Genomic DNA, 23332 nt, shown 5'->3' on the forward strand with positions numbered 1-23332 from the left:
ACCGCCAAAACTTGGGGGTGTCATGAAAAAAGTTTATTCGCTGGCATCTTCCGGCAGGGCGTAAGCGTCCACGTCGGCCGGCAACTCGACCGGCTCGCGGGTTTCCTCGTCCTCTCCCAGAGCCTGCAAACCAGAGATGGCGTCGGCAGCGCGAGACCCCAACAGGCCGCGCATTTCGTCGAGGTAGGCCGCCACAGATTCGCGCTGGCGTTCCAGCTTTTCGACCGTGCGCTGTGCCGCGGCACGTTCGGCTTGAGCTTCGGCACGAGCCGCTTCACGCAGCTGCTGCGCTTCGACTTCCGCAGCCGAGATGGTGGCTTCGGCGGTACGGCGAGCGTCCTCTTGACGGCGGCGCACCACGGCGTCGGTATCGGTCAACAGACGCTCGGCACGCTGCAGGGTTTCGCCGAGGTGCTTCTCAGCGTCAGCGACCTGAGCCTTAGCGGTGGCGACCATCGCGGAGGTTTCGGCGCGAGCCTGTTCGTGCGCCTGCGCGTCAGCTTCACGAGCGGCCGCGCGCGCGGAGGCAATCTCAGTTTCGGTGTCCTGGCGAGCCTGTTCAGATTCGGCACGCAGACGCTCGGCTTCGGCGCGAGCGTTAGAGATAATCTTGTCGGCTTCGGCGCGGGTTTCCGCCAGCAGCTTCTCAGCCATTTGCTGAGCCTGTTCACGCACCTGGGTGGCTTCGGCAGTAGCGGTTTCGCGCAGCTCTTGAATCTCAGTCGCCGCTTCGTTGCGCAGAGCCGTGGTTTCCTGTTCAGCCTTAACCCGGGCCTCCACGTAATCCTTTTCGGCTTGAGCGCGCTGCAACTCGGTTTCGCGGTCAGCAGTGGCGCGCAGGTCGTTGACCTGGGTGTTCACTTCGGCGCGCAGGGAGGCCGCTTCACGTTCCGCCGCGGCGACCAGTTCATCAGCGCGGTGCTGAGCGTTAGTGAGTACCGTTTCCGCTTCGGTTTCCGCCTGGGTGGTGCGTTCCTCAGCTTCACGGCGAGCCTCAGCCAGCATGGAAGCCGCTTCGGCTTCAGCGCGCTGGGTCAGGCGCTGCGTGTTGGAACGGGTCTTTTCCAGCAGGGATTCCGCGTCAGCGTTCGCCTTATTAATAACGGTGGTGGACTGTTCCTCAGCAGAACGCAACAGCTGCTCGATGCGCTCGCCCAGACCGGTATAACTCGACTTGTCGCTTTCCTTTAGACGGCGCTGAGCTTCGCCCAAATCCCCAGCTAGGGTGGCGTTACGCGCGTCGAGGGTTTCCACCTCGCGGCGTGCTTCAGCTAAAGCCGTCATTAAAGTTTGAATCTGCAGGTCAACCTGAACGCGGTCGTACCCGCGCATCACGATTGGAAAATCTGTCTGCTCTTCGGTCACTTGTGAGTCCTCCTAAAGACGTCAACCAACGGGCAAATTAACCTGCCCCGCCAAACTTAGTATAACGATACCCTAAGTCTATAACGAAAAATTCTCGGATTAACCATTTACACGAACCTTTTCTGACATGGCTAAGTCGCTGTGCGCCGCCATTCTCGCTAAAGTTAAACGGTAGTCGGTTCCAAAAATTTCAAGGAGACCCATGTCATCGAATCGCACCGCCCGCTATCTCAGCATTGCCCTGCTGGTTGTCTCGCTTTTAGCGGCATTGATTGGGGTGTCTCGCCTGACTTTCCTGCGCCCCAGCGCTAACGTAGCGTTTCACAGCGAGCCAACCAAGTCGGCGGTGGTCCTGACGGGAGAAAACCTGTTGGAATCCACTGGGGAAAAGGTCACGATTCGTGCCACCGGCCCGGCAAAGCAGGAAGTCTTTTTAGGAATCGCTCTCACCTCGGACGCCATGGCTTTCGCCAAGTCCGTCAATCACCTAGAACTCAACGGTTTCAAATCCGATGGCAAACTCGCTTCCCGGAGCATCAAGGCGAAAAAAACTAATTCTGCTCCTGGCGAACAAACTTCGCCGGACGGTTTGCAACTCCTCGCTGCCCCCGCCCAGGCGGACGCGGCGGATCTGACATCCTTAGATATTTGGAAACAAAGCGCTCGCGGCACCGGTCACGCCTCCCTGAACTGGCAGCTCAGTGACAATCGCTGGAGCGCGGTCGCGTTCGTGGTGAACGCCCCGGCCAAAGCGGCGGGACCGCAACTGGAACTGAAGTGGAAACTGAAGCACGAACCCTCCAGCATCTCGGCGATTTTGCTGGTGATTGTGGGAATTATCGCCGCGGGAGCCATCGCGACTTACCTGACCCTGCTGGTGCTGTCCGAACGCCGATCGCGTGCCAAACGTTTGGATACTTTAGAAAAGGATCAGGCACGCCAGCTCGCCAGTCAGGTTACCTCCGCGGTCACCGGCGATGCCCCCGCGGATACTGGCGTGATTCCGGCAGTTCATCCCACGCGCCGCTCCCTGCGGATGGCGGAGGAAGCCGAGAGCCAGGGCCGGAGAGGCAAAAAGTCCCGGCGCAGTGAGAAAAACGAGGACCTGAAAGACTCAGAAACGGAGGACAACCATGACGAATAAGCTGACGACCCTCCTGGCTGGCACCGCAACCGCGCTGGCCCTCAGCGCTTGTGCCTACACCCCCACCCTCGTGACCTCACCCAACGCGGGCAACGAACCGCCCGCCCTTGACCAGCAGCGCATCACGAAGGTCACCACCGAGGCGAACACCGCCGCCCAAGCCGGGGACGGCGCTCGTGACTGGCAGCAGCTGGCCAGCCGTTTCGTCAACCCGGCACTGGGCATGCGCAACGGGGAATACCTGATGGCCAACACGACCCGCGGCGCGAACCTGGGAGCACTTCCTCTGACGAATCCGCAGGTCGCAGTGGTTCAGCAGGCCTCGGATTGGCCGCGCTACGCCTACACGGTTTCACCTTCGGTCGAGGGCCAGCCGCTGTACGTCTTCGGTTTCGTCCAGTCCTCGCCGCGCGCCAACTACGCGCTGTGGGGCTACACGAAACTGTTCCCGAAAGCGAGTTTCCCCGCGACTTTCAAGCCCGAAGTCGGCTCGCCCCACCCTCAAGCGGATTCCAAAGATTTCGTGGTGGCACCGGGAGCTTTGGCGAAAACTTACGCCGACTACCTCAACGACCCGAACAACGCCAAAGACGTTTTTGACGCCGAGAAAGATTCTTTCGCCGCGACTTTCGCCCAGCGGCGCACGGACTATTCCTCCCTGGCCCAGCAAAGCCGCGGTTTGGAAGTCACGATGACCGCGCGCCCGGGCGCTGACGGCTGTATCGCCTTGGGCACCACGGACGGCGGAGCGCTGGTCATGGCGACCCTCAACTATGACTTGACCATGAAGTCTCCCCGAAAACTCCAGCTCTCTGCCCTGGCTCATGCCTACACCGGGAAAAAGGTCGCGGCTTCGACCTTGACGGAAACGCACACGGTGGTGGCGTTGTTCAACTTGCCGGACAAAGCCAGCCAGAACCGGAAGATTACGGTCTTGGGCGCCTCCGATGCTGTCACGGCGATGAGCGCGGACTAGGGAGTTCTGCCGGCGTTTCCGTGGACATTCATAAGGGCGTTGCGGCAACGTTTGATGGCGTTTCCGTGCGCGTTCACAAGGGCGTTGCCGCAGGTTAGTGGGTTTGGGTGCGGCCTACATGCACTGGGGGTAGAGCGCCATTAGACGGCGCGAAACGGCCCCGGGATTTTCAATCGGCACCAGGTGCGAGGTTTCGTGAACCTCGACGACTTCAGTGTGGGCGGCCTGAGCCATCGCGGCAGCACGCTCGGGGGAAACGACCGGGTCCTCCTCGCCGCGCATGACCAAGACCGGCTTGTCAAAGCTTTCCAGCAGCTCCATTCGGTCCGGGCGAGCCGCCATCACCCGCTGCGCCCAAGAAATTCCCTCGTTGGAAGCTTCCTCGGACCATTGCACCGCCTGAGAGACGACCTCCGGGCGCGCTCGGCGAGTCGAGGCGGTGAACTGGGATTCAATCTGGGGGGTCAACAGGCTCGCGCGGTTCCCGGCCAGCATGGTGATGAGATTTTCAAAACGGTCGGCTTTTTCGCTGACCGTATCCGCGTCCGCCCGGGTCCCAATCAGGCCCAGACCAGCCACGACATCGGGGTGACGCTCCAAAATGGTCAGAGCCACGTAGCCACCCAGCGAATTGCCCACCGGAATGATGCGCTCAATGCCGAACTTACCCAGGTTCGCCACGATTTCATCCGCAAATGCGTCCAGTGAAGGAGTGTCCATCATTGGCGGAGTTTGGCCGAATCCGGGCGCGTCTACCATCAGCAGCGGCACCCCGCCCAAGCGGTCCGCGGTCGGCAGCCACATCCGGTGATCCATCGGGAAAGCGTGAAGCAACACCATCGTAGGACCAATCGGGCCGGGGATAATGTCGCGAGCAATCATGTTCAGCATGGTTTTATCTTAAAGGATTTCCGCTAATACCGGGTAAACCCGAACGGTTTTGCCCGCCTGGCGCCACCCACATCGGTCCAGCCCCGCGAACCGGACGTGACTGAACAGGCAACCGGCAAGACTGGGGAGGGAAAAAATTACTTTGAAACAGAGCAAAAATGCGATAATCGGAACATGAGTGAACCTTTTGCAGTACGCGGACGCATCGTCACGCCCTCTTCCATAATCGTTGATGGGGCCGTCATCATCGACGGTGATTCCATAGTGTGGATGGGCGAAGCGCCCCAGGCGCAGGCGGCAGGTTATGGTGCCGAGGTCGTGGCCGCACCTTCCCCGACTGACGGGCGTTACATTTTGCCGGGCCTGGTCGATACGCACTGCCACGGGGGCGGGGGCAGTTCTTTCCCCACCTCCGAAACGATAGAAGCCATGATGACCGCCGTGTGGGAACACCGGGTTCACGGCACCACCACCCTGGTCGGTTCACTCTCGACAGCCTCCCCAGAGGACCTGCGCCGACAGGGCCAGATGCTGGCCGATTTGTGTGACGCGGGCGAACTGGACGGGATTCACTTTGAAGGGCCGTTCCTGGCGTCGGGACGTTTGGGCGTGACGGGGATGCTGCCCGGAGACTCCCCCGCTGATTCCTTTCCCGGGGAAGGGCTCACCGCCCAGGAACGCGAGGACCGCGCTCGTGCCGTCCTGGGGACACAAGATTTCGCGCAAGTCCAGCCCCCGAACCCGGCGCTGACCCGCGAGCTGATGATTACCACCCGCGGACATACCGTGTCGATGACACTGGCTCCGGAAGGCAAACGCGCCATCGGTTCCGGTTCCGTGGCGGAAGTTTTGATTGAAAACGGGGCGGTTCCCGCTTTTGGACACACGGTCGCCTCCGCCGAGATGATACGCGGAGCCGCAGCCTGGACGCGGGAAAAACTGGGGCTGACCCCCTCGGATAAGCTGCGTTGCCCCCGCTACTTGGTGACGCACTTCTTTAACGGGATGTCGGCCTTCCACCATCGCAACCCCGGACCGATATTGGAACTGCTGGCGGATGCGGCTGGAGGCGGTTGCATTCTGGAGCTGATTGCGGACGGGGAACACGTGGATTTCAGCGCGGTGCGTAACGTGTTTGAGCTGGTCGGACGCGATTCGGTGGTGTTTGTTAGCAACGCTACCGCCGCCACGGGAATGCCCTCTGACGAGCCCGGCTCCACCGAGGCCGAACCGAACTTGCACCTGGTAGACATCGTGCGCCGAGCCTGGAAAGGCGCGGGGATTCCGCTGAGCGATGCGGTGTATTGCGCTTCGGTGCAGGGCGCCCGCATTTTGGGTCAGACCAACATCGGCGAAATCGCCGCGGGCAAACGCGCAGACTTGCTGGTCACGGACGAGAACCTGTATCCGCTCTCGGTCTATCGGCGCGGCGCCCTGGTGGCTTCCGTACCCAAGAATTAACCGGATTATCTAGTGCCCAGTCAGCGAAAATCCAAGCGGCGCGGCCAATCCTATCGCCCCTTGGACATGCAGCGCCTCACCAGCGTCCCGCGGGTCGTGACGCGCGCTGGGCGGGAATACCACGTCCAGCGTCTGACCGGCGGCGGCGCTCAGAAATCCTATGTCTGTCCCGGCTGTGGGCACGCCGTTGCGGCCCATACCCCACACATCGTGGCGTGGCCGCTGAGCGCGCCTTTTGGAGTGGACACCGGGGTTGAGGCCCGCCGCCACTGGCACACGTATTGCTGGGAATCCGGGACCACCGGGGGATTTTAGTCGGTCCCCGCGGTGTGTTGACGGCACCAGGCCGCTAGGCGGCACCAGCGGGGTACGCGGCGTTTTTCGGGTTGTCTTTCGGGGCAAAACCGCGGTTCAGGGGTGTTTTACGGGTATTAGAACAACCGATTCTCGGCGTCAAAATCCAAGCCGCGCATCTCATCGTAATTCAGCACGACACAGCGAATTCCGCGGTCGGTGGCCAGCGTGCGAGCCTGAGGTTTAATCTCTTGGGCAGCAAAAATCCCGGTAATGCCCTCCAGCTCGGCTTGCCGACCCAGCAAATCCAGGTAGCGAGTCAACTGCTCGACCCCATCAATTTCGCCGCGACGTTTCACCTCCACCGCCACCGGACGCCCTTGTGCATCACGAACCAGCAGGTCAACCGGACCAATGGGAGTAGGCCATTCCCGACGCACCAAAGTCCAGCCCTCCCCCAGCCGCAACGGGACCTGGTCAGCCAGCAGCTGTTGCAGATGCGCCTCGACCCCATCCTTTTCCAGTCCCGGGTCGACCCCCAAATCAGAGACAACATCCTCATAGACCTCAGTAATGTTAATCAGCAGGGCGTCGCCGGATTTGGCCTGGACCCGCCACGTTTGCGGGCCTTTGGGGGCGCTGGAATCTTCCAGCTCAATGTGCAGCTGGCAGGGCGGGCTCATCCAATTCAGGGGCTTGTAGGAACCGCCGTCACTGTGAATCAGCACCGAACCATCGGCTTTCACCATCAACAGCCGTTTCGCCGCGGCTAAATGCGCGTCTAAACGTCCCGAGTAATTGACTTCACAATCCGCTATGACCAGGCGCATACAGTTAGCCTAACCGAAGGGCGCGATCCAAGAAACTCAGTACACCACCTGAGTGCGCGGCGGGGAGGATTCTTTCCAGCTGACCAAGCCGGAATAATCATGTTCATCCATCGCCAACCAAAAATCATCCGGCTCGGAAAAGCCCTGACGCGGCGCGCGGCAATGCAGGATAGCCAGGGTAAAGTCCGACCCTGGCTCCGTGTCCACCGCGGATTCCAGAATCTCAAAGTCCGCCCGTTCCCAACGGCGATTCGAGCCCCAACGCAGGGAAATAACCCGATACCACTTTAGGAAATCCTCAGAATAATGGCACACTCCGGCCCGCCACGGATCGGCAGCGTTAGCCCGCAACGCCACATTGAATGAGCCGTTATTTTGGGCTTTAAACCGCAAGCGCGCCAGGAAGTAAATCGCCAGCGCGCAAATCAGGAACAGCACCAGGAGCAGACCGGTAAGTAAATAACTGGTTGCCATGCCCATGATGTCCCTCCTCACGCCATAAAGCCGCAGCATTCGAGCCTGAATCTCAGGTTAATCTGTCAATGGCGGGCGTCCCGAAGGACGAACCCGCCACTGCCACCCCCAAGTAAACCCCTGGGGAAGGCGAATAGCCTTATGGGAAATCATATCCCAATCGGTCTGATTCGCGTAAGTCGTTTATTTTAGCTTTCCGGCTCGGGAGCCTGGTTCGCAGCTGTAGCAGCCAAATCGCGTTCCAGCACCACGGTTACGGTGTCATTGTCTACCGAGGCAAACCCGGCCTCAACCGGAAAGTTATGCGAATCCGCTTTTCCGGTCGAGCCTGGCGCGTCGACGCGCACCTGGCCGGCACGCAGCACGACCAGTAACGGCTGGTGACCCGGCAGGACCCCCAGGTCGCCGTCTGCGGCAGGCATGATGACCTGGGACGCTTCTCCCTGATACAGGGTGCGCGAGCGGTCTACCACCGCAACTTTCAGCGTGTCTGCCATGGTTTATCACATATCCTTTTGCAGTTTCGCCCAGGCCTCTTCGAGATCCTCGATACCGCCGATGTTAAAGAACGCCTGTTCGGCAATGTGGTCGTACTTGCCTTCGCAAATCCGCTTGAACGCCTCGATGGTTTCGCTCATCGGCACGGTCGAACCGGGCACACCGGTGAACTTTTCCGCCATATAGGTGTTTTGGGACAGGAACTGTTCGATACGACGCGCGCGCGCCACGGTGACCTTGTCCTCTTCGGACAGTTCGTCCACACCGAGGATGGCGATAATGTCTTGCAGTTCCTTGTTCTTTTGCAGAATCTGTTTGACCTCGGTCGCGACCTCGTAGTGTTCCTTGCCGACATAGCGCGGGTCGAGAATACGCGAGGTGGAGGCCAGCGGGTCCACCGCCGGGTACAGGCCGCGAGACGCAATGTCACGAGACAGGTTCGTGGTCGCGTCCAGGTGGGCGAAGGTCGTCGCCGGGGCCGGGTCGGTGTAGTCGTCCGCTGGCACGTAGATGGCCTGCAGCGAGGTAATCGAGTGACCGCCCGCGGAAGTAATGCGCTCCTGGAGCTGACCCATTTCATCAGCCAGGTTCGGCTGGTAGCCCACGGCGGAAGGCATCCGACCCAGCAGGGTGGATACCTCAGAGCCGGCCTGCGTGAAACGGAAAATGTTGTCGATGAACAGCAGCACGTCCTGGTTTTGCACGTCACGGAAGTATTCCGCCATCGTCAAACCTGACAGAGCCACGCGCAGACGCGTCCCCGGCGGCTCGTCCATCTGTCCGAACACCATCGCGGTCTTGTCCAACACGCCCGCGTCAGCCATCTCGTGAATCAAGTCGTTACCCTCACGAGTACGCTCGCCCACACCGGCGAACACGGACACACCACCGTGGTCCTGAGCCACGCGCTGAATCATCTCTTGAATCAACACCGTCTTGCCCACACCAGCGCCGCCGAACAGGCCAATCTTGCCGCCCTGCACGTAGGGGGTCAGCAGGTCGATTACCTTGATGCCGGTCTCGAACATTTGCGTCTTGGATTCCAGCTTGTCGAAAGCCGGAGGGTTGCGGTGGATGGACCAACGCTCCTTGACGTCCAGGGTTTCGCCCTCTTTCAGGTTCAGGCAGTCGCCAATCACGTTAAAAACGTGACCCTTGGTGATGTCGCCCACCGGCACCGTAATCGGGGAGCCGGTGTCCACAACCTTGGCTCCGCGCACCAAACCGTCAGTAGGCTTCAGGGCGATGGACCGGACAATGTTGTCGCCCAAGTGCTGAGCCACCTCCATCGTCATGGTCTGCATCTGGCCGGCTTCGGTGCTGCCCATGCCCGTGTATTCCACGGTCAAAGCGTTGTACATATCAGGCAGTTGATCCGGGGGGAACTCCACGTCCACAACCGGGCCAATAACCCGGGAGATACGACCGGTTCCTGGGGTTTTCTCACTCATTTTCGTTTCCTCTAATCGGCGGTTGGTAATCGGTTATTTCTTAGAATCTTGGAGCGCGTCAGCGCCGGACACGATTTCCGTAATCTCGGTGGTGATGTCGGCCTGACGAGCCTTGTTCATGTCCAAAGTCAAGGTGTTAATCAAGTTGGACGCGTTATCGGTCGCGGCGTGCATGGCGTTTTGACGGCTGGCGAGCTCGGCGGCGGCGGCGTGCAACAGGGCGGTGCGAATCCGTGACTCGACATACAGCGGCATGACGGTTTGCAGCACTTCCTCGGCGCTGGGCTCAAAGTCGTACAGTGGCATGACGGACTTGTCGTCCACTTCACCCAGACCCATGCCATCAATCTGAATAGCTTCGTCGGGGTCAATGACCTTAATCGGCAGCATCTTGCGCACCTGAGGCACTTGGGAAACCATCGAGCGGAACTTGGTGTAAACCATGTACAGCTCACACACCCCGCCCTCTTCGGGCGACTTCAAGAACTCCGCCAAGAGCGTCTTGGCGATTTCCATGGTGCGTTCCTCGCTGGGCTTGTCCGAATCCCCGGTCCACGCCCGGCGCACTTCCGTACCGCGGAAGTTGAAGTAGGACAGGCCGCGGCGACCCGAAACGTAAACCACCGGGTCTTTGCCTTCGTCACGCAAACGCTCCAGCAAACGCTCGGTTTCCCGCAAGATGGACGCGGAATAAGCACCGGCCATGCCACGGTCAGAGGTGACCGCCAAAACCGCCACGCGGTTCGTGTCGGTGCGTTCCGTAATCAGCGGATGATCGAGTTTGGCGTGGGCGGACACGGCTGCAACTGCCGCCGCGATGGCCGAGTCATAAGTGGTGATGGATTCCGCCCCGGCGCGAGCCTTGCCGACCCGGGAGGCCGCAATCATCTCCATGGCACGGAAAATCTTTTGCAGAGTCTCAGTAGACTTGATTCTCTGCTTGAGAGCCCTTTGCGAACCTGACACTTTGCCCTTCCCTTACGTTTCTGTTCGGTTACTTTCGGTGCTGGCCAACAGCGCTGGCACGAGCGCCTCAGCGCTGCTTAACGATTTGTTCCTCGGACTGCTCAGCCTCGGCTTCGCCCTGAATGGCATCTAAGTCAGCCTGAGGGACCAAGTCGTAAGACTTGCGGAAATCCTTGACGGCAGTTTCCAAACGGGCCACCAGTTCATCGGGCCAAGCGCCCTTTTCCCTGATTTCGTTGAGGATGCTGCCTTCGTTGCGCAGGTAATCCAACCAGTCCTTTTCGAACTGCAGTACCTTGTCGGTGGCGATGTCGTCGAGGTAACCGTTGGTACCGGCCCAGATGGAGCACACCTGTTCCTCTACGGGATAAGGCGTGTACTGGGGCTGTTTCAGCAGCTCCATCAGCCTCTCGCCGCGAGTCAGCTGCTTGCGGGTCGTGGCATCCAGGTCAGAAGCCAACATGGCGAAAGCCGCCATCGAACGGTACTGAGCCAAGGTCAGCTTCAACGTACCGGCGACCTTCTTCATGGCCTTAATCTGAGCGTCGCCACCCACACGAGACACCGAAATACCCACGTCCACGGCCGGACGCTGGTTCGCGTTGAACAGGTCGGACTGCAAGAAGATTTGGCCGTCGGTGATGGAGATGACGTTGGTCGGAATGTAGGCCGACACGTCGTTCGCCTTCGTCTCGATAATCGGCAGGCCGGTCATCGAGCCGCCGCCCAAATCATCAGACAGCTTCGCGCAGCGTTCCAGCAAGCGAGAGTGCAGGTAGAACACGTCACCAGGGTAAGCTTCACGCCCCGGCGGACGGCGCAGCAACAGCGACACCGCACGGTAGGCCTCAGCCTGCTTGGACAGGTCATCAAACACAATCAACACGTGCTTGCCCTGGTACATCCAGTGCTGACCGATAGCCGAGCCGGTGTAGGGAGCTAGGTACTTGAACCCGGCCGCGTCCGAAGCGGGGGAGGCCACGATGGTGGTGAACTCCATCGCGCCGGCGTCTTCCAGTGCGCCTTTCACGGAAGCAATCGTGGAGCCTTTCTGCCCGACCGCCACGTAGATGCAACGCACCTGCTTGTTGGGGTCGCCCGACTTCCAGTTGTCGCGCTGGTTCAAAATCGTGTCAATGGCGATAGCGGTCTTGCCGGTCTGACGGTCGCCAATAATCAGCTCACGCTGGCCACGACCAATCGGAATCATCGAGTCGATGGCCTTCAGGCCGGTCTGGAGCGGCTCAAACACGGAACGGCGCATCATCACGCCGGGAGCCTGCAATTCCAGAGCACGACGCTCACCCAAGTCCTTGATTTCGCCCAGGCCGTCAATCGGGTTGCCCAGCGGGTCAACCACGCGGCCCAGGTAACCATCACCTACCGGCACGGAAAGCACATCACCCGTGCGGTAGACCTCTTGACCTTCCTCAATCCCCGTGAAATCACCCAGGACGATAGCGCCAATCTCACGCTCGTCCAGGTTCATTGCCAGACCCAGGGTGCCGTCTTGGAAGCGCAGCAGCTCGTTGGCCATAGTGCCGGGCAAGCCCTCGATGTGGGCAATACCGTCAGCAGTTTCGGTCACGTAGCCGATTTCCTCCGCGGTCGCGGCGGATGGTTCATACGCATCCACAAACTTGTCCAGGGCGTTCTTAATGTCCTGGGGACTTATTGATAGCTCAGCCATCAGCATTCCTTCTGTTGTCGTTCCATAGGGCCTTGGCCCTATCGGTCATATTTTCGTTTCGTTCTAGCTTGCCAGCTTGCGCCGGAACTGCTCGGCGCGGGACTTTACCGCGCCATCCATCACCGTGTCGCCCTGCACAATCTTCATGCCGCCCACCAAGTTCCGGTCTACCACTACGTTGACCTCAACCTGTTCGCCGCTACGGGCGGACAGCAACTGAATGAGCCGGGAGCGCTGGGCGTCGCTCAACGGCGTGGCGGTGTAAACCGTCGCCACCCCCCGCTGCCGCATCCGCGCTGCTGAATCGAGCAAAGCCCGCAGGTCAGCCGCGAGCCGACCGGGCGCCGCTATCGCAATCACCGCGTTCACCAGGCGCAACGCCAGGGGCTTGACCTCCTTGCCGACCAGGGAGTTGAAAGTCTCGAGACGTTGGTCCAGAGGGGCGCGATGATTGTCAGTCAAGAAGTTGCGCAAATCGCGGTTCTTGGACACCACCTGGCTCATGGCGAAGATGTCGCGCTCGACATCCTCTAGCTGGCCGTTATCCTGGGCGGTTTTCAGCAACACGTGGTTTGCCAGCAACCGGCAGGCCTCCTGCAGGTCCAGCTCGCTGGACCAGCGGCCGGCGGCGAGTTCCAAAACTCCCGTCAGGGCCGGCTCAGAAAGCTGAGAGCCCAAGATGGTGCGGACCAGTTCTTGCTTGTCCGGGGCAGTACGCGCCGGGTCGGACAGGTTGCGGGCCAAGCGGACGTTGTTCTCAAGCAGTTCAGACAGGGCAAAGTATTCCTCGGCGACCGCGGGGCCAGCCTTGGTCGTGGCTTTCCCCAGGGTCTTATCGACGGCCATGACCATAGCGGCCAAGGTCCTTACCGACGAGGCTCTCATTGACTTCCCTTACCTTCTCTATCCTTAAGCCACCGGCTGAGCTTCGAGTTCGTCGAGGAACCGATCCACGACGCGCGAGCTCAGGGCTTCGTCCTTCAGCTGTTCGCCCACAATCTTTTCCGCGAGCTGGGTAGCCAAGTCGCCCACGTCCTGACGCAGGGAGGCTTCCGCCGCGGCCCGCTCAGCAGCAATCTGGCGCTGAGCCTGCTCGATGATGCGCTTGGCTTCCTGATCAGCACGTTCCGTAGCACGGGACACGATGTCCTCAGCTTGCGCATTGGCCTTGTTGCGGATTTGCGCGGCTTCAGCTTTCGCGTCGCGCAGCTCGGAATCAATCCGCTGAGCTGCGGCTGCCGAGTCAGCCTGCGCCTTTGCTGTAGCGTCCAAGCCTTCTTGGAGCTTGTCAGCGCGTTCCTGCACCAGTCCGTTGTACTTCGGCAGAGCGACCTTCACAACCACCACCAAGATGACCAGGAAGATGACCGCCGACCAAACGATGTCGTAAGTCTCCGGCAGCATAGGGTTCGGGGTATCGCCCGCCTTAGCTGCTAGTGATACTAAAGTGCCTAACATACGTGCTCCTTACCGGAACAGGAAGCCCGTTACCAAACCAATCAAAGCCAAGGCTTCGACGAAGGCGATACCGATGAACATGTTAGTGGTGAGCTTTCCGGACAGTTCCGGCTGGCGAGCAATAGCGTCCTGAGTGTGACCAATCAGAATGCCCAAGCCAATGCCAGGGCCAATGGCGGCCAGACCATAGCCGATGGTTGCGAGAACAAGTGCACTTCCAGTCATGTTTTCTTTCCTTATTTGTTGTTATTCTCATGCCGGTTGGCGTGAGAAGCCTATTGTTTTTCTAATGTGCGTGTACGGAGAGGTTCACATACACCGCGGTCAGAATCGCGAAAATGTATGCCTGCAGGAAAGCCACCAGGATTTCAAACAGGGTAAACGCGAAAGCTGCCGCAAAAGTCAGAATCCCTATCGGGGACAGCGCCGAGAGATGCGCAAAGAGAAAGTAGTTCGTGGCGCTCAGGGTCAAAGCCAGCAAGAAGTGGCCGGCAATCATGTTGGCCAACAAACGGACGAACAGGGTGAACGGACGAATGATGAAGGTCGAGATGGCCTCAATCGGGGTCAGCAGAATGTACAATGGCCACGGCACCCCCGGTGGGAACAGGGAGGACTTAAAGAAGTGACCCACACCGGTCTCTCGAATTCCGGCGTAAATGAAAACAAACCAGGCAAACACCGCTAACAGTAGCGGGAAGCCCGGTTTCGCGGAACCAGCCAGGTTAAAGCCAGGAATGATACCCGCAATGTTCATGAACAACACCGAGAAGAATACGGCCGTGACGATGGGGGTGTATTTGCGCCCGATTTCTTTACCGATGACTTCCTCAGCGATGTTTTCCTGGCAGAATTTGAACCCGAACTCCATCACGTACTGGGCGCGTCCCGGGATGAGCTTAGCCCGCGTGGCGTACAACACCAGGCACAGCACCAGCAACAGCGTCATGATGAGACGAATCATCATGACGCGGTCGATAGCGAAAGGAGTTCCGGCGAAAGCAACGACCGGAGGGAACAAGTCCCAAATGGTGGGGGCATGGAACGAGTCATTTGTTGCGGGAACCAAATTCGGCACCAATGCCGACATGAGCGTCAACTGCACTCCCATTGTTCTCCTTTGAGTCATAAATCATGAGTTCGCCTAACAACGTTATCATGAAATTCAACTGCGATTTACACAGGTATGAACTGGTGTGGGTGAAAAAACGCAAATTTTCACTACTGCGTCGGATTTTCCCCTTCGGTTTCCGGCTGTGTCGGGGGCGAGGATGGGTCTAATAAGGGCACTTGCGCTTTGGTCAGCGCCACCGGAAAGACGATGGCTTGGACCAAAATCATGGCTAGCAGGGTGAAAAAAATTGTTTCCGCATCCAGGCCCGGCAGCTTTCGCGCCACCCCCAAAGCCAGCAAAATGACGATGATTTTCAGGACAAAATCCCCGCCCATGCCCGCCATCATCAAGTCAGGGTGATTCAGGGTGAACAGGTGGGTGGCAAACGTCACCGCCACTAGACCCGCCCCCACCGCGGCGCATAAACCTACGGAACGCAGTCCCGCTGCTCCTACCAGCCACGCCGCTAACCCGGTCGAAACCAGCAGTACCGCCACCACCGCTAGGGAAATCGCGGTCAGAGAAAACTTCACCGCCCGGCGGGTCCGGGGACCCAAGGGTGCCGCGAAAAAAGCTGCGGATTGCTCAGGTCGGGGAGTCGTTTCGTTCACGGCTTTAAGCTATCAGAAAGGGAGGGGGCGTGGTACAGGGCGTGTTCCGGGCCGTGGGGCTGGCGATAGTTCGGGTTGAACCGACGACGCACCCCTTCGCGCCAAGCCGGCAAGATTTCAATGGTTGCCACCATTGCCAGCAGGGAGGCCACCAGCATCAACACCAAAACGTAGCGCATCCGCAGCAACGTCAACGAAGCCGCCCCGAGGGAAAACACCGCTGTCCACAGGTACATAACCAGTACGGCGCGAACTCGGGAACGTCCGGCGTGGGACAGGCGATGGTGCAGGTGACCGGCATCGGCTTGGAAGGGAGACTGGTGATGGTACAGCCGACGAATCACCGCGGCGACCATGTCAATAATGGGTATCGCCAGCACCGCCAGGGGCAACACTATGGGCAGGAAAGACGGAAAAGCCTGGCGAAAATAGACGACTGCCGGGTCGATTTGGCCGGTGACAATGATGGCGGAAGCCACCGTCAATAAACCCAGCAACATGGCGCCGGTATCGCCCATGAATATGGAGGCGGGAGAAAAGTTGTGTGCCAGGAATCCCAGACAGATCCCGGCCAGAGCCGCCGCCACCGTTGAGGCCAAAGAGGCGTAGGACGCGGCACCCAGCGTGCGCGACAACGTGTAGGAATAGATGAACAGGCCGGTCGCGCTGATGGCCATCATGCCGGAAGCTAAACCATCCAAGCCGTCCACGAAGTTCACCGCGTTGATGGCCGCTACCACTACCAAGACTGTGACCAGCAAGGACAGGCGAGATGAGCCGATGGTAAGGCCGAAAATCGGGAATGACGTCAGCTGGATGCCCAACCAGGACATCAATCCTGCCACCAGGATTTGGCCCGCCAGTTTCGTGTACCAATCCAAGTCCCAGATGTCATCGATGACCCCCAAGATCACAATCAGGACAACACCCACGGCCAAACCTTTGATGTTATGAAAGCTCACGGCATCGGCCAAGAATGGCGTGTGTGAGGCAATGGCCAGCGCCGCGAGGAAACCCACGCCCATCGCTACCCCGCCCAGGCGTGGGGTGGGAAATTCGTGGACGTCACGTTCCCGCACCGGAGCTAAAGTGCCTGTTGCCAGGGCAAACTGGCGCACCAGCGGAACAGTGAGGTACGTTACCGCGGCCGCGACCAGGAATATCAACAGGTAAAACTTCATACGGGCTTTAGTTTAGCGGGTTAGGGGCAGGGTATTCGTGTTTGATGTGAATACTATAACCACACGAGGCCTCAGGCCAGGGCCGCGAGGATGTCAGACAAGGGGATATCGCCCTGGCGAATTAAGCGCGGGGTGCCCTGCGCCAAGGTGATGATGGTGGACGGATGCCCGGAGGGCGAGGGGCCAGCATCGACATAAACACTGACCCTTTCACCGAAATATTGGGTGGCGGCAGCAATATCGGTAGCGGGAGGTCGGGTATGCAGATTGGCGGAGGTGACCGCCAAAGGGCCGGTATAGCCCAGAATTTCGAGGGCACGAGGGTGGTCGGGCTGGCGCAAGGCGATAGTCCCGTGGGTTTGTCCCAAATCCCAGCCCAGAGCCGGATTAGCAGTCACAATAATGGTCAGAGCGCCGGGCCAAAAGCGCTGTGCCAGCACACGCGCCGCGCGGCCCTGGCTCTGGCCCGTCTGAGTCGCCGGAGCCATCAATTCATCCAGCGCTGCCGGACCGGAAACTAACACCGGCGGGGGAAAGTCCTCCCCCCGACCCTTGGCCTGTTGCAGGCGCTCCACCGCCGCGGGAGCAAACGGCACCGAAGCTATTCCATAAACCGTATCGGTAGGCATGACCAGCAGCTCATCGCGTTTTACCGCCGCGTCAATCGCCGCCAGGTCAGTTGGGGTAATCGGCCCGGTCTGGGCATCAACAATCTTCATAGAGCTAATGTTAGTCCCCGCGCCGGCTCAACCGGCAGACCCGGCCCCACCGCGCTTGTGACCATACTCCCAAAACAGGCACAGCCGGGGCGCGCCTTAGCTGACAAACCCCATGAGCGCCCACAGCTGCGGCAGGGCGAACACCAGCGTCAAAGTGGCGGCAGTCCCGACCACCATACCCAGCAAAGCCATCTGTTTCACCGAGATTTCCCCGGTGGCGTAAGCAATCGCGTTCGGCGGGGTCGATATAGGCAGCGACATGCCTAGTGAGCAGGCGATGGCTACCGCGCAGGCAACCGTGACTGTATCGACCGAATCTCCCAGGGACACCGCCAGGGACACGGCCAAGGGCACCAGCAGGTTCGCGGAAGCCGAGTGGGAGATGACGTTGGCGATAGCGAAACCGACGAAACCGAGCAGTGCCACAATCAACACCGCCCCCAGGGACTTCCACGGCACGGAGTTGACCAAGAACTGGTCCAGGCCGGTGTTTCCGATGCCCTCACCCATCGCGATACCGCCTGCCACCAGCCACAGTACCGGCCAGTCTATGCTCTTGATGTCCTCGCCGCTCATGACTTTGAGACACAGCAGGGCCACGACGGGCAGGAACCCGACCACGTTGGAGGAAATCCCGTGCAGGCTCTCGGTCATCCACAGCAGAATCGTGGACCCGGCGATGATATAGAACAGCACGGCTTTCGGTATTTTGTTCCACTTAGAAGTCATTTCGATGTGAATCACGGCGTCGCGCGGGATAAACACGGCACTGAGGAACAGCCACGACAAAAACAGCACGGCCAGCATAAACGGCACCGCCATCATCATCCACTGGCCGAAGGACACGTGAATGCCCTGGGCGGCTAGGGCGCCGACCGCAATGGCGTTGGGCGGGGTGCCGACCGGGGTGCCGATACCGCCCACGTTGGCGGCCAGGGGAATCGACAGTGCCACACCAGCTCGCGCCCGACCCTTTGGCAGTGCCGCCAAAATGGGGATGACCACGGTAAACATGGTGGCAGTCGTGGCGGTGTTGGACATAAACATGGACAGCAGAGCGGTAATCAGCATCAGTCCCAAGGTCGTCAAACGCGCCTTTTCCGGGAAAGGTTTGAGCAACACCGCCGCCAGGTTGCGGTCCAGCGAAAACTTTTCGGCTCCTTCCGCAATCATGAAACCGCCCATGAACAGGATGATTGTCGGGTTGGCTAGGGTCGCGAAGTATTCCGAGTACTTCACGACGTAATCCGCCTGAGCCGGGTCGCCGCCGGTGGGGTCAAAGGGCGACCCAGTGGACACCAGCAGGACCTCCAGGCCGATGACCAGCACCGCGGTGGCGGTCAGGGGAATCGGTTCGGTAATCCAGAACACAATCGCCAGCAGGAAAATCGCCAGCATACGTTCGCCCGGCTCGCCCAGGTTCGGGATGTCGACCAGCAACGGAACTAAGAACACGATGGCCCCCAGCACCAGGCCAATCTTTTCTTTCCAGCCCAGCGGGGCGGATTTTTTGACGTTAGAAGGGGGTTTGGGCCGCAAAGTACGGATGGGACGTTTTGCGGGTTTCGGGGCGGCGGCACGAGACTGGGGCGCAGCTACCGCCGGTTCGTTTCCTTCCCGGCCCGCGTCGGATGGTTCGATAGCGTTTTCGGATTGCGGATTATCTGGATTACTCACTGATCCTGCCCCTTTGTTCCTCGCCGTTCGATGCTGCGTGCCGGCCACCGGTCAGTCCGGGCGGCTGAGCCCTTTGGTCAGCTCCATCGCCCGCGCCGAATCCAGCGCCGAGAGATAGGGCACCGGGTCAATCCCGGCCAGTTCCACATAATCGGTCAACATGGTGCGCACCACGTCTTGGAGTTCTTCGGGTTTCCAGGGTTTCGCCACGTACTGATCGAGCCCGGCTTCGTTCACCGCACGCACGGTGTCAGCCAGGTCTGCCTGGCCGGTCACCAGGACTTTGCGGGTCAACTGGGTGCGTTCGTCGGACATCATCTGTCCCATGAACTCGATGCCGGTCGTGCCGGGTAGCCGATGGTCGCACAGCGCCAGGGCCAGGGCATCGCCATCGTTGGAAATCTCATCGATGACATCCCAAGCGTCAGGCACATCCTCCGCCGGTTCGATGCGCAAAGTGTCCGCGAATCCCAGCAGGTCACGGGTCACGGCGGCGCGAACTTCCGGTTCGTCTTCAAGGATTAGGATGGCGAGTTTCATGGTTTCTCCTTCATTGGGGACTTTTCTATTCTTTCACCCCGTCGCGGGGTTTGGACAAATTTGCCGGGAAACGTCAGAAAAACGATGACCGGCCGGCCGCGCGAACCCGCCCGACCTAGCTTGTGACCCTAGAGCGAAACCGGGGTTCCGGTGGTCGGCAACTCCACGGTAGCCAAGGTGCCCGTCGGGTCCGTGACGTTTTCCAGCCGGATGGTTCCGCCGTGGTTTTCCACAATCGAGCGACATAGCCCCAGGCCAATGCCCATTCCGAACCTCACTTCGCCGCCTTTAGTGGAAAAGTGCGGTTGGAAAATGTGTTCGATGACGTCAGGGGCAATGCCGGGTCCGGTGTCGCGGAACGTCACCACGATTTGGTCGCCGCGGGCTTCCGTTTTAATGGTTAGCTGCCCAATCATTCCCGCCAGTTCGTCCCGGTCGGTGGGGCGCTTGCCGACCGCATCGCTGGCGGCCGAAGCCTCGCCGGACATGGCTTCCACCGCGTTCGTAATCAGGTTCGTCCACACCTCATCCAGCTGGCCGGGGTGGCAAGAAATCCGCGGTAGTTCGCCATAATGCACGTCAAGGTCGATTTTGTCCAAGCGGTGAGACAGCAGGCGCAACGTGTCTTGCAGGCCCGTGTTGACGTCGACGTTTTGTACCGGATCCCCATCGGGACGCGCATAAGAGCGCAGGGACGCCACCAGGTCAATGATGCGTCCCGAGGCGGTACGCAGGTTGCGCAGACTGGTGCCGATGGCGGCCGCTTGTTCCAAGGCCCCCAGGTCCGTGTCCGGGTTGGCTTTCATGTCTCTGGCGAGGTTGCGGGCCAGGTCAGTGCTGTAGACTCCTGCCACGGACAGGCGTTCCACCAGGGTTGCGTCGCCCAGGATTTCCAACAGTTCACGTTTACGCGCCCGCGTTTCCTTGGTGGACAAGAACGGGGCTTCCTCGGCATTTTCCAGGGATTTCAGAGCCAGGTTCCGCCACGTTTCGTCGGGACAGGTCGACAGCAACATGCGCATATCCTCGTGAATGTAATCCGCGGCACGACGAATCGCCGCCACCGGATTATTGAGTTCGTGGGCCACACCCGCCGCCAGCTCACCGAGCGAGGCAAAACGGGCTTGTGCAGCCATTTCCTCCCGAGTCTCGCGCAGTTTGTCCAGGGCTTTCGCCAAGTTCGCTCGCTGCAGCGCCAGTTGATCGGCCAGGACCGCCGTCTCCAAGTGGAGGTTTTCCGCGCGGCGCAAACGGCGGTCGTAAGTGCGCATAAACAAGGCTGCCACCAGCAGCGACACCCGGGAATCCCCGGCAATAATCATGTTCATTTCGTCGAGGGTGAGGCTAATCCCCACGACCTCTTCGGTCACCACGGCCGTAAAGAACGCGCCGATTTCTTCCCCTGAGGACAGCATTCCGATGATGCGCCCGGTCGAAGCATGGTGCATCAGCAAATCCCCGCTCGCCGAGGAGCGTTCCAGCGCGATACTGCCGGATAGCGCCAGGATAATGCTACGAACCGGCTGGCCTTCCTCGGTTAGGTGCGCCCCCACCGGGAAGGTAATCCGTTCCTGGGGTCCCAAGATAATCTCGGCGCGGCGCACAATTTCGGCGATGATTTCTTCATCGTCCTGTTCGAGGTCAAAAACAAAGCGGCTTTCGTACATGCCACTATCATGCCGGAATTTCGCGGGCGCACGGGTAGGTTTGCGAGCCGAGGATATTTTTCCGTCGTTAATCCTATTAATTTGCCTCGGTGTGCCATATATGGCACACCGAGGCAAATTAATAGTTTTTAGACAGGGTGCAAGCCCTGAGCTACTCGTAGCGCAGCGCCTCGATGGGGTCGAGCTTGGCGGCTTTGGACGCCGGATAGTAGCCGAAGAAAATCCCGATACCCAGCGAGAACGCCAGTGAGAACAGCACCCCACCTAGGGGCGGAATCGCGGGATTACCCATCGCGTTGGATCCTAAGTATCCAGCCAGACCCCCCAGGGCCACACCGAGAAGCCCTCCCAGCAGACACACCATCATGGCTTCGACCAGGAACTGCAGCCGAATATTCCACCGTGTCGCCCCCAGAGCCTTGCGAATACCTATCTCTCGGGTACGTTCGGTGACCGACACCAGCATGATGTTCATCACCCCAATGCCGCCGACCAGTAAGCTCAGCCCCGCGATAACCGACAGCCCCAAGGCAATAGTGGAAAAGACTTTCTTAATCTCATCCATCATCGAGTCCATGGAATCAATCATGACCCCGTAATCCGAGTCAGCCCAGGTTTTATCCAAGAACTCCTGCAAACTGTGCTTCAAAGCTTTCGCATCGGTGCCGGGAATCGGGCGCACGGTCGCCCAGCTGAACCCCGGTTCCTTAACCCCGCTAATCTCCTCTTCCAAAGTGTAGGGGATATAGAAACTGTCCCCGCTCGGCCCGCCGCCACTGATGAGAGCGTTGGCAGCCCCTTTCATTTGCACCTGCCGGGCGACCCCGATGACTTGAAAAGTCATTTGGGATTCGTCACTGTCAAGCTCGAAGCTCTGGCCCACAGCGTTTTGTGCCGCTCCCCCGAACAATTTTTTCGCCAGAGTATCGGAGATAACCGCCACCGTGTCGGCGCTTTCGATTTCACCGGCATCAAAACCGCGGCCGGCGACCATTTCCATATTGGACCCAATCAGGAAATCCTGGTTGGTGGTCTGCACATCCGCGTCCACGTCTCCGGCCGCGCCCTTAGCGGTGCCGAAGCTGCCCATACCTTGCACGCTGATACCTTTAACCTGGTCGGAAAATTCCTCGCGAATCTGGTCCAGAATTTCCGGAGTCAGGTATTGGTCATCCCCGTTGCTGTCCGCAAAAGCCGAGCCAGACCCGCTATCCCCGGACATGTCCTCGTCCTCGGTACTCTCAGAATCCCCAACCACATAAGTGGGGTCATCCGAGCCGGACTGTGCTTGGCGAGACTTTGCTTTGGCAATATTGTCCTTGGTATCCACCGAGAGGTACATGTCCTGACCCCCCAGGGAACCAAGCGAGTCGGTCACCGCGCTGGTCACACCGCGAGAAATGGTGAGAATCGTCACCACGGAGGCGATACCGATGATGATGCCCAGCAGGGTCAAAATGGCGCGCAGCTTGTTCGCCCACAGTCCTGCCAGGGCCAGGCGCACGTTTTCTCCGAAAGTCATTGGGCGCCTCCTTTGGTCGACACACCCTCGCCCAACACACCGTCAACCATGGTGAAAATCCGCTGGGTTTGCTGAGCCAGCTCCGGGTTGTGGGTAATCAAAACGATGGTTTTGCCCTGCTCGCGGTGCAGCCGGTGAAACAGGTCCATGACCATCAAACCGGTGGCGGTGTCCAAAGCACCGGTCGGCTCGTCAGCCAAAATAATGTCCGGGTCATTGGCCATTGCCCGCGCAATCGCCACCCGCTGCTTTTGCCCACCGGACAACTCGCTGGGCTGATGGTGAATCCGTTCGCTCATGCCGACCAGTTCCAACAGTTTCAGTGCCCGTTCCCGGCGCTGAGCGCGCCCTACTCCGGCATACATCATGGGCAGCTCCACGTTCTTTAACGCGTCGGTACGCCCCACCAGGTTGAAGTTTTGGAACACGAACCCGATGGACAGCGAGCGAATCAACGCAGCCTCGTTATCGTCAGCTTCGGAAATATCTACGTCACCCAGCAGGTAACTGCCCGAAGTGGGCCGGTCCAGCAAGCCGATGATGTTCATCAGGGTGGATTTGCCCGAACCGGAGGACCCCACGATGGACACGAACTCTCCCGGATAAATCGCCAGGTTCACGCCTTTCAGCACGGTCAGCTCGTGGTCGGTGCCCAGGAAGAATCCCTTATAGATGTCGCTCAGCTCGATGACCGGCTGTCCCTTCGTCGCCCCCGACTGTCCGCTACCCTGGCCGGTGGGCACGGGAGGGGACGCTTGTGAATGCGCCCGCCCCTCAGAAAAGACCCCCGGCAGGCTCATGAT

The 23332-nt window shown here is 59.7% G+C and carries 24 protein-coding genes; 4 read left to right on the forward strand and 20 right to left on the reverse strand.

Annotation, left to right across the window (positions count from 1 at the left end; genetic code table 11):
* Window positions 1-33: 33 nt before the first annotated feature.
* A complete protein-coding gene (locus RQ935_RS02070; RefSeq protein ID WP_311496996.1) occupies window positions 34-1365 on the reverse strand; it encodes a DivIVA domain-containing protein in 1332 nt (443 codons plus the stop codon).
* Window positions 1366-1567: 202 nt separating this feature from the next.
* Here RQ935_RS02070 and RQ935_RS02075 point away from each other — a divergent pair, with 202 nt between their 5' ends.
* Together RQ935_RS02075 and RQ935_RS02080 are read left to right on the forward strand one after the other, a co-directional pair.
* Complete coding sequence (locus tag RQ935_RS02075; protein ID WP_311496997.1) at window positions 1568-2509, forward strand: hypothetical protein; 942 nt, start codon at window positions 1568-1570, stop codon at window positions 2507-2509.
* Window positions 2499-3485 carry a hypothetical protein gene (locus RQ935_RS02080; RefSeq protein ID WP_311496998.1) on the forward strand — a complete coding sequence of 329 codons (987 nt, stop codon included), beginning with the start codon at window positions 2499-2501 and terminating at the stop codon, window positions 3483-3485. The genes RQ935_RS02075 and RQ935_RS02080 overlap by 11 nt, the downstream gene beginning before the upstream one ends.
* Window positions 3486-3599: 114 nt before the next feature.
* On the opposite strand, the gene RQ935_RS02085 is transcribed toward RQ935_RS02080, so the two are convergent.
* Window positions 3600-4376 carry an alpha/beta hydrolase gene (locus RQ935_RS02085; RefSeq protein ID WP_311496999.1) on the reverse strand — a complete coding sequence of 259 codons (777 nt, stop codon included), beginning with the start codon at window positions 4374-4376 and terminating at the stop codon, window positions 3600-3602.
* 174 nt (window positions 4377-4550) lie between these two features.
* Here RQ935_RS02085 and RQ935_RS02090 point away from each other — a divergent pair, with 174 nt between their 5' ends.
* Both RQ935_RS02090 and RQ935_RS02095 read left to right on the forward strand, forming a co-directional pair.
* A complete protein-coding gene (locus tag RQ935_RS02090) occupies window positions 4551-5837 on the forward strand; it encodes an amidohydrolase family protein (protein ID WP_311497000.1) in 1287 nt (428 codons plus the stop codon).
* A gap of 12 nt (window positions 5838-5849) precedes the next feature.
* Window positions 5850-6152, forward strand: coding sequence for an ATP/GTP-binding protein (locus RQ935_RS02095; protein ID WP_311497001.1), 303 nt, complete (start codon window positions 5850-5852; stop codon window positions 6150-6152).
* Window positions 6153-6268: 116 nt separating this feature from the next.
* Here the strand turns inward: RQ935_RS02095 and nucS are convergent, their stop codons facing one another.
* The 18 genes from nucS to RQ935_RS02185 all read right to left on the reverse strand — a co-directional run bounded on the left by nucS (window position 6269) and on the right by RQ935_RS02185 (window position 23332).
* Window positions 6269-6961 carry an endonuclease NucS gene (gene nucS / locus RQ935_RS02100; RefSeq protein WP_311497002.1) on the reverse strand — a complete coding sequence of 231 codons (693 nt, stop codon included), beginning with the start codon at window positions 6959-6961 and terminating at the stop codon, window positions 6269-6271.
* A 36-nt stretch (window positions 6962-6997) separates the two neighbouring features.
* Window positions 6998-7435: a DUF2550 domain-containing protein gene (locus RQ935_RS02105; RefSeq protein ID WP_311497003.1), complete on the reverse strand. Its 438-nt coding sequence runs from the start codon at window positions 7433-7435 to the stop codon at window positions 6998-7000.
* A 188-nt stretch (window positions 7436-7623) separates the two neighbouring features.
* On the reverse strand, window positions 7624-7932 hold the full coding sequence (locus tag RQ935_RS02110) for a F0F1 ATP synthase subunit epsilon (RefSeq protein ID WP_311497004.1): 309 nt from the start codon (window positions 7930-7932) through the stop codon (window positions 7624-7626).
* Between the two features lie 6 nt (window positions 7933-7938).
* Window positions 7939-9384: a F0F1 ATP synthase subunit beta gene (gene atpD, locus RQ935_RS02115; protein WP_299296154.1), complete on the reverse strand. Its 1446-nt coding sequence runs from the start codon at window positions 9382-9384 to the stop codon at window positions 7939-7941.
* 33 nt (window positions 9385-9417) lie between these two features.
* The gene (locus RQ935_RS02120; protein WP_311497005.1) at window positions 9418-10350 is read right to left on the reverse strand and encodes a F0F1 ATP synthase subunit gamma; all 933 of its coding nucleotides are present in this window, start codon (window positions 10348-10350) and stop codon (window positions 9418-9420) included.
* Between the two features lie 67 nt (window positions 10351-10417).
* Window positions 10418-12040: a F0F1 ATP synthase subunit alpha gene (atpA, locus tag RQ935_RS02125; protein ID WP_311497006.1), complete on the reverse strand. Its 1623-nt coding sequence runs from the start codon at window positions 12038-12040 to the stop codon at window positions 10418-10420.
* 63 nt (window positions 12041-12103) lie between these two features.
* Window positions 12104-12925, reverse strand: coding sequence for an ATP synthase F1 subunit delta (gene atpH, locus RQ935_RS02130; protein ID WP_311497007.1), 822 nt, complete (start codon window positions 12923-12925; stop codon window positions 12104-12106).
* Window positions 12926-12949: 24 nt separating this feature from the next.
* Window positions 12950-13498, reverse strand: a complete 549-nt coding sequence (locus RQ935_RS02135; RefSeq protein ID WP_311497008.1) for a F0F1 ATP synthase subunit B — start codon at window positions 13496-13498, stop codon at window positions 12950-12952.
* A 9-nt stretch (window positions 13499-13507) separates the two neighbouring features.
* Window positions 13508-13723: an ATP synthase F0 subunit C gene (gene atpE / locus RQ935_RS02140; RefSeq protein ID WP_004007339.1), complete on the reverse strand. Its 216-nt coding sequence runs from the start codon at window positions 13721-13723 to the stop codon at window positions 13508-13510.
* Window positions 13724-13784: 61 nt separating this feature from the next.
* Window positions 13785-14609 (reverse strand): F0F1 ATP synthase subunit A, encoded by an 825-nt coding sequence (atpB, locus tag RQ935_RS02145; RefSeq protein ID WP_311497009.1) that lies wholly within the window; start codon window positions 14607-14609, stop codon window positions 13785-13787.
* Window positions 14610-14719: 110 nt separating this feature from the next.
* The gene (locus RQ935_RS02150; protein ID WP_311497010.1) at window positions 14720-15223 is read right to left on the reverse strand and encodes a hypothetical protein; all 504 of its coding nucleotides are present in this window, start codon (window positions 15221-15223) and stop codon (window positions 14720-14722) included.
* Window positions 15220-16404, reverse strand: a complete 1185-nt coding sequence (locus RQ935_RS02155) for an MraY family glycosyltransferase (RefSeq protein ID WP_311497011.1) — start codon at window positions 16402-16404, stop codon at window positions 15220-15222. Before RQ935_RS02155 ends, RQ935_RS02150 begins: the two co-directional genes overlap by 4 nt.
* Before the next feature lie 71 nt (window positions 16405-16475).
* Complete coding sequence (locus RQ935_RS02160) at window positions 16476-17123, reverse strand: L-threonylcarbamoyladenylate synthase (RefSeq protein ID WP_311497012.1); 648 nt, start codon at window positions 17121-17123, stop codon at window positions 16476-16478.
* A gap of 96 nt (window positions 17124-17219) precedes the next feature.
* Window positions 17220-18662: an SLC13 family permease gene (locus tag RQ935_RS02165; protein WP_399531883.1), complete on the reverse strand. Its 1443-nt coding sequence runs from the start codon at window positions 18660-18662 to the stop codon at window positions 17220-17222.
* Window positions 18663-18851: 189 nt separating this feature from the next.
* Complete coding sequence (locus tag RQ935_RS02170; RefSeq protein WP_311497014.1) at window positions 18852-19340, reverse strand: response regulator; 489 nt, start codon at window positions 19338-19340, stop codon at window positions 18852-18854.
* Between the two features lie 128 nt (window positions 19341-19468).
* Window positions 19469-21007, reverse strand: a complete 1539-nt coding sequence (locus RQ935_RS02175) for an ATP-binding protein (protein WP_311497015.1) — start codon at window positions 21005-21007, stop codon at window positions 19469-19471.
* A 151-nt stretch (window positions 21008-21158) separates the two neighbouring features.
* Entirely contained in the window at window positions 21159-22529 is a 1371-nt protein-coding gene (locus RQ935_RS02180) for an ABC transporter permease (RefSeq protein WP_311497016.1), read from the reverse strand.
* Window positions 22526-23332: an ABC transporter ATP-binding protein gene (locus RQ935_RS02185; protein WP_399531886.1), complete on the reverse strand. Its 807-nt coding sequence runs from the start codon at window positions 23330-23332 to the stop codon at window positions 22526-22528. The genes RQ935_RS02180 and RQ935_RS02185 overlap by 4 nt, the downstream gene beginning before the upstream one ends.

Origin of the sequence: uncultured Mobiluncus sp. (assembly GCF_963511525.1) — a bacterium.
Lineage (GTDB): Bacteria > Actinomycetota > Actinomycetes > Actinomycetales > Actinomycetaceae > Mobiluncus.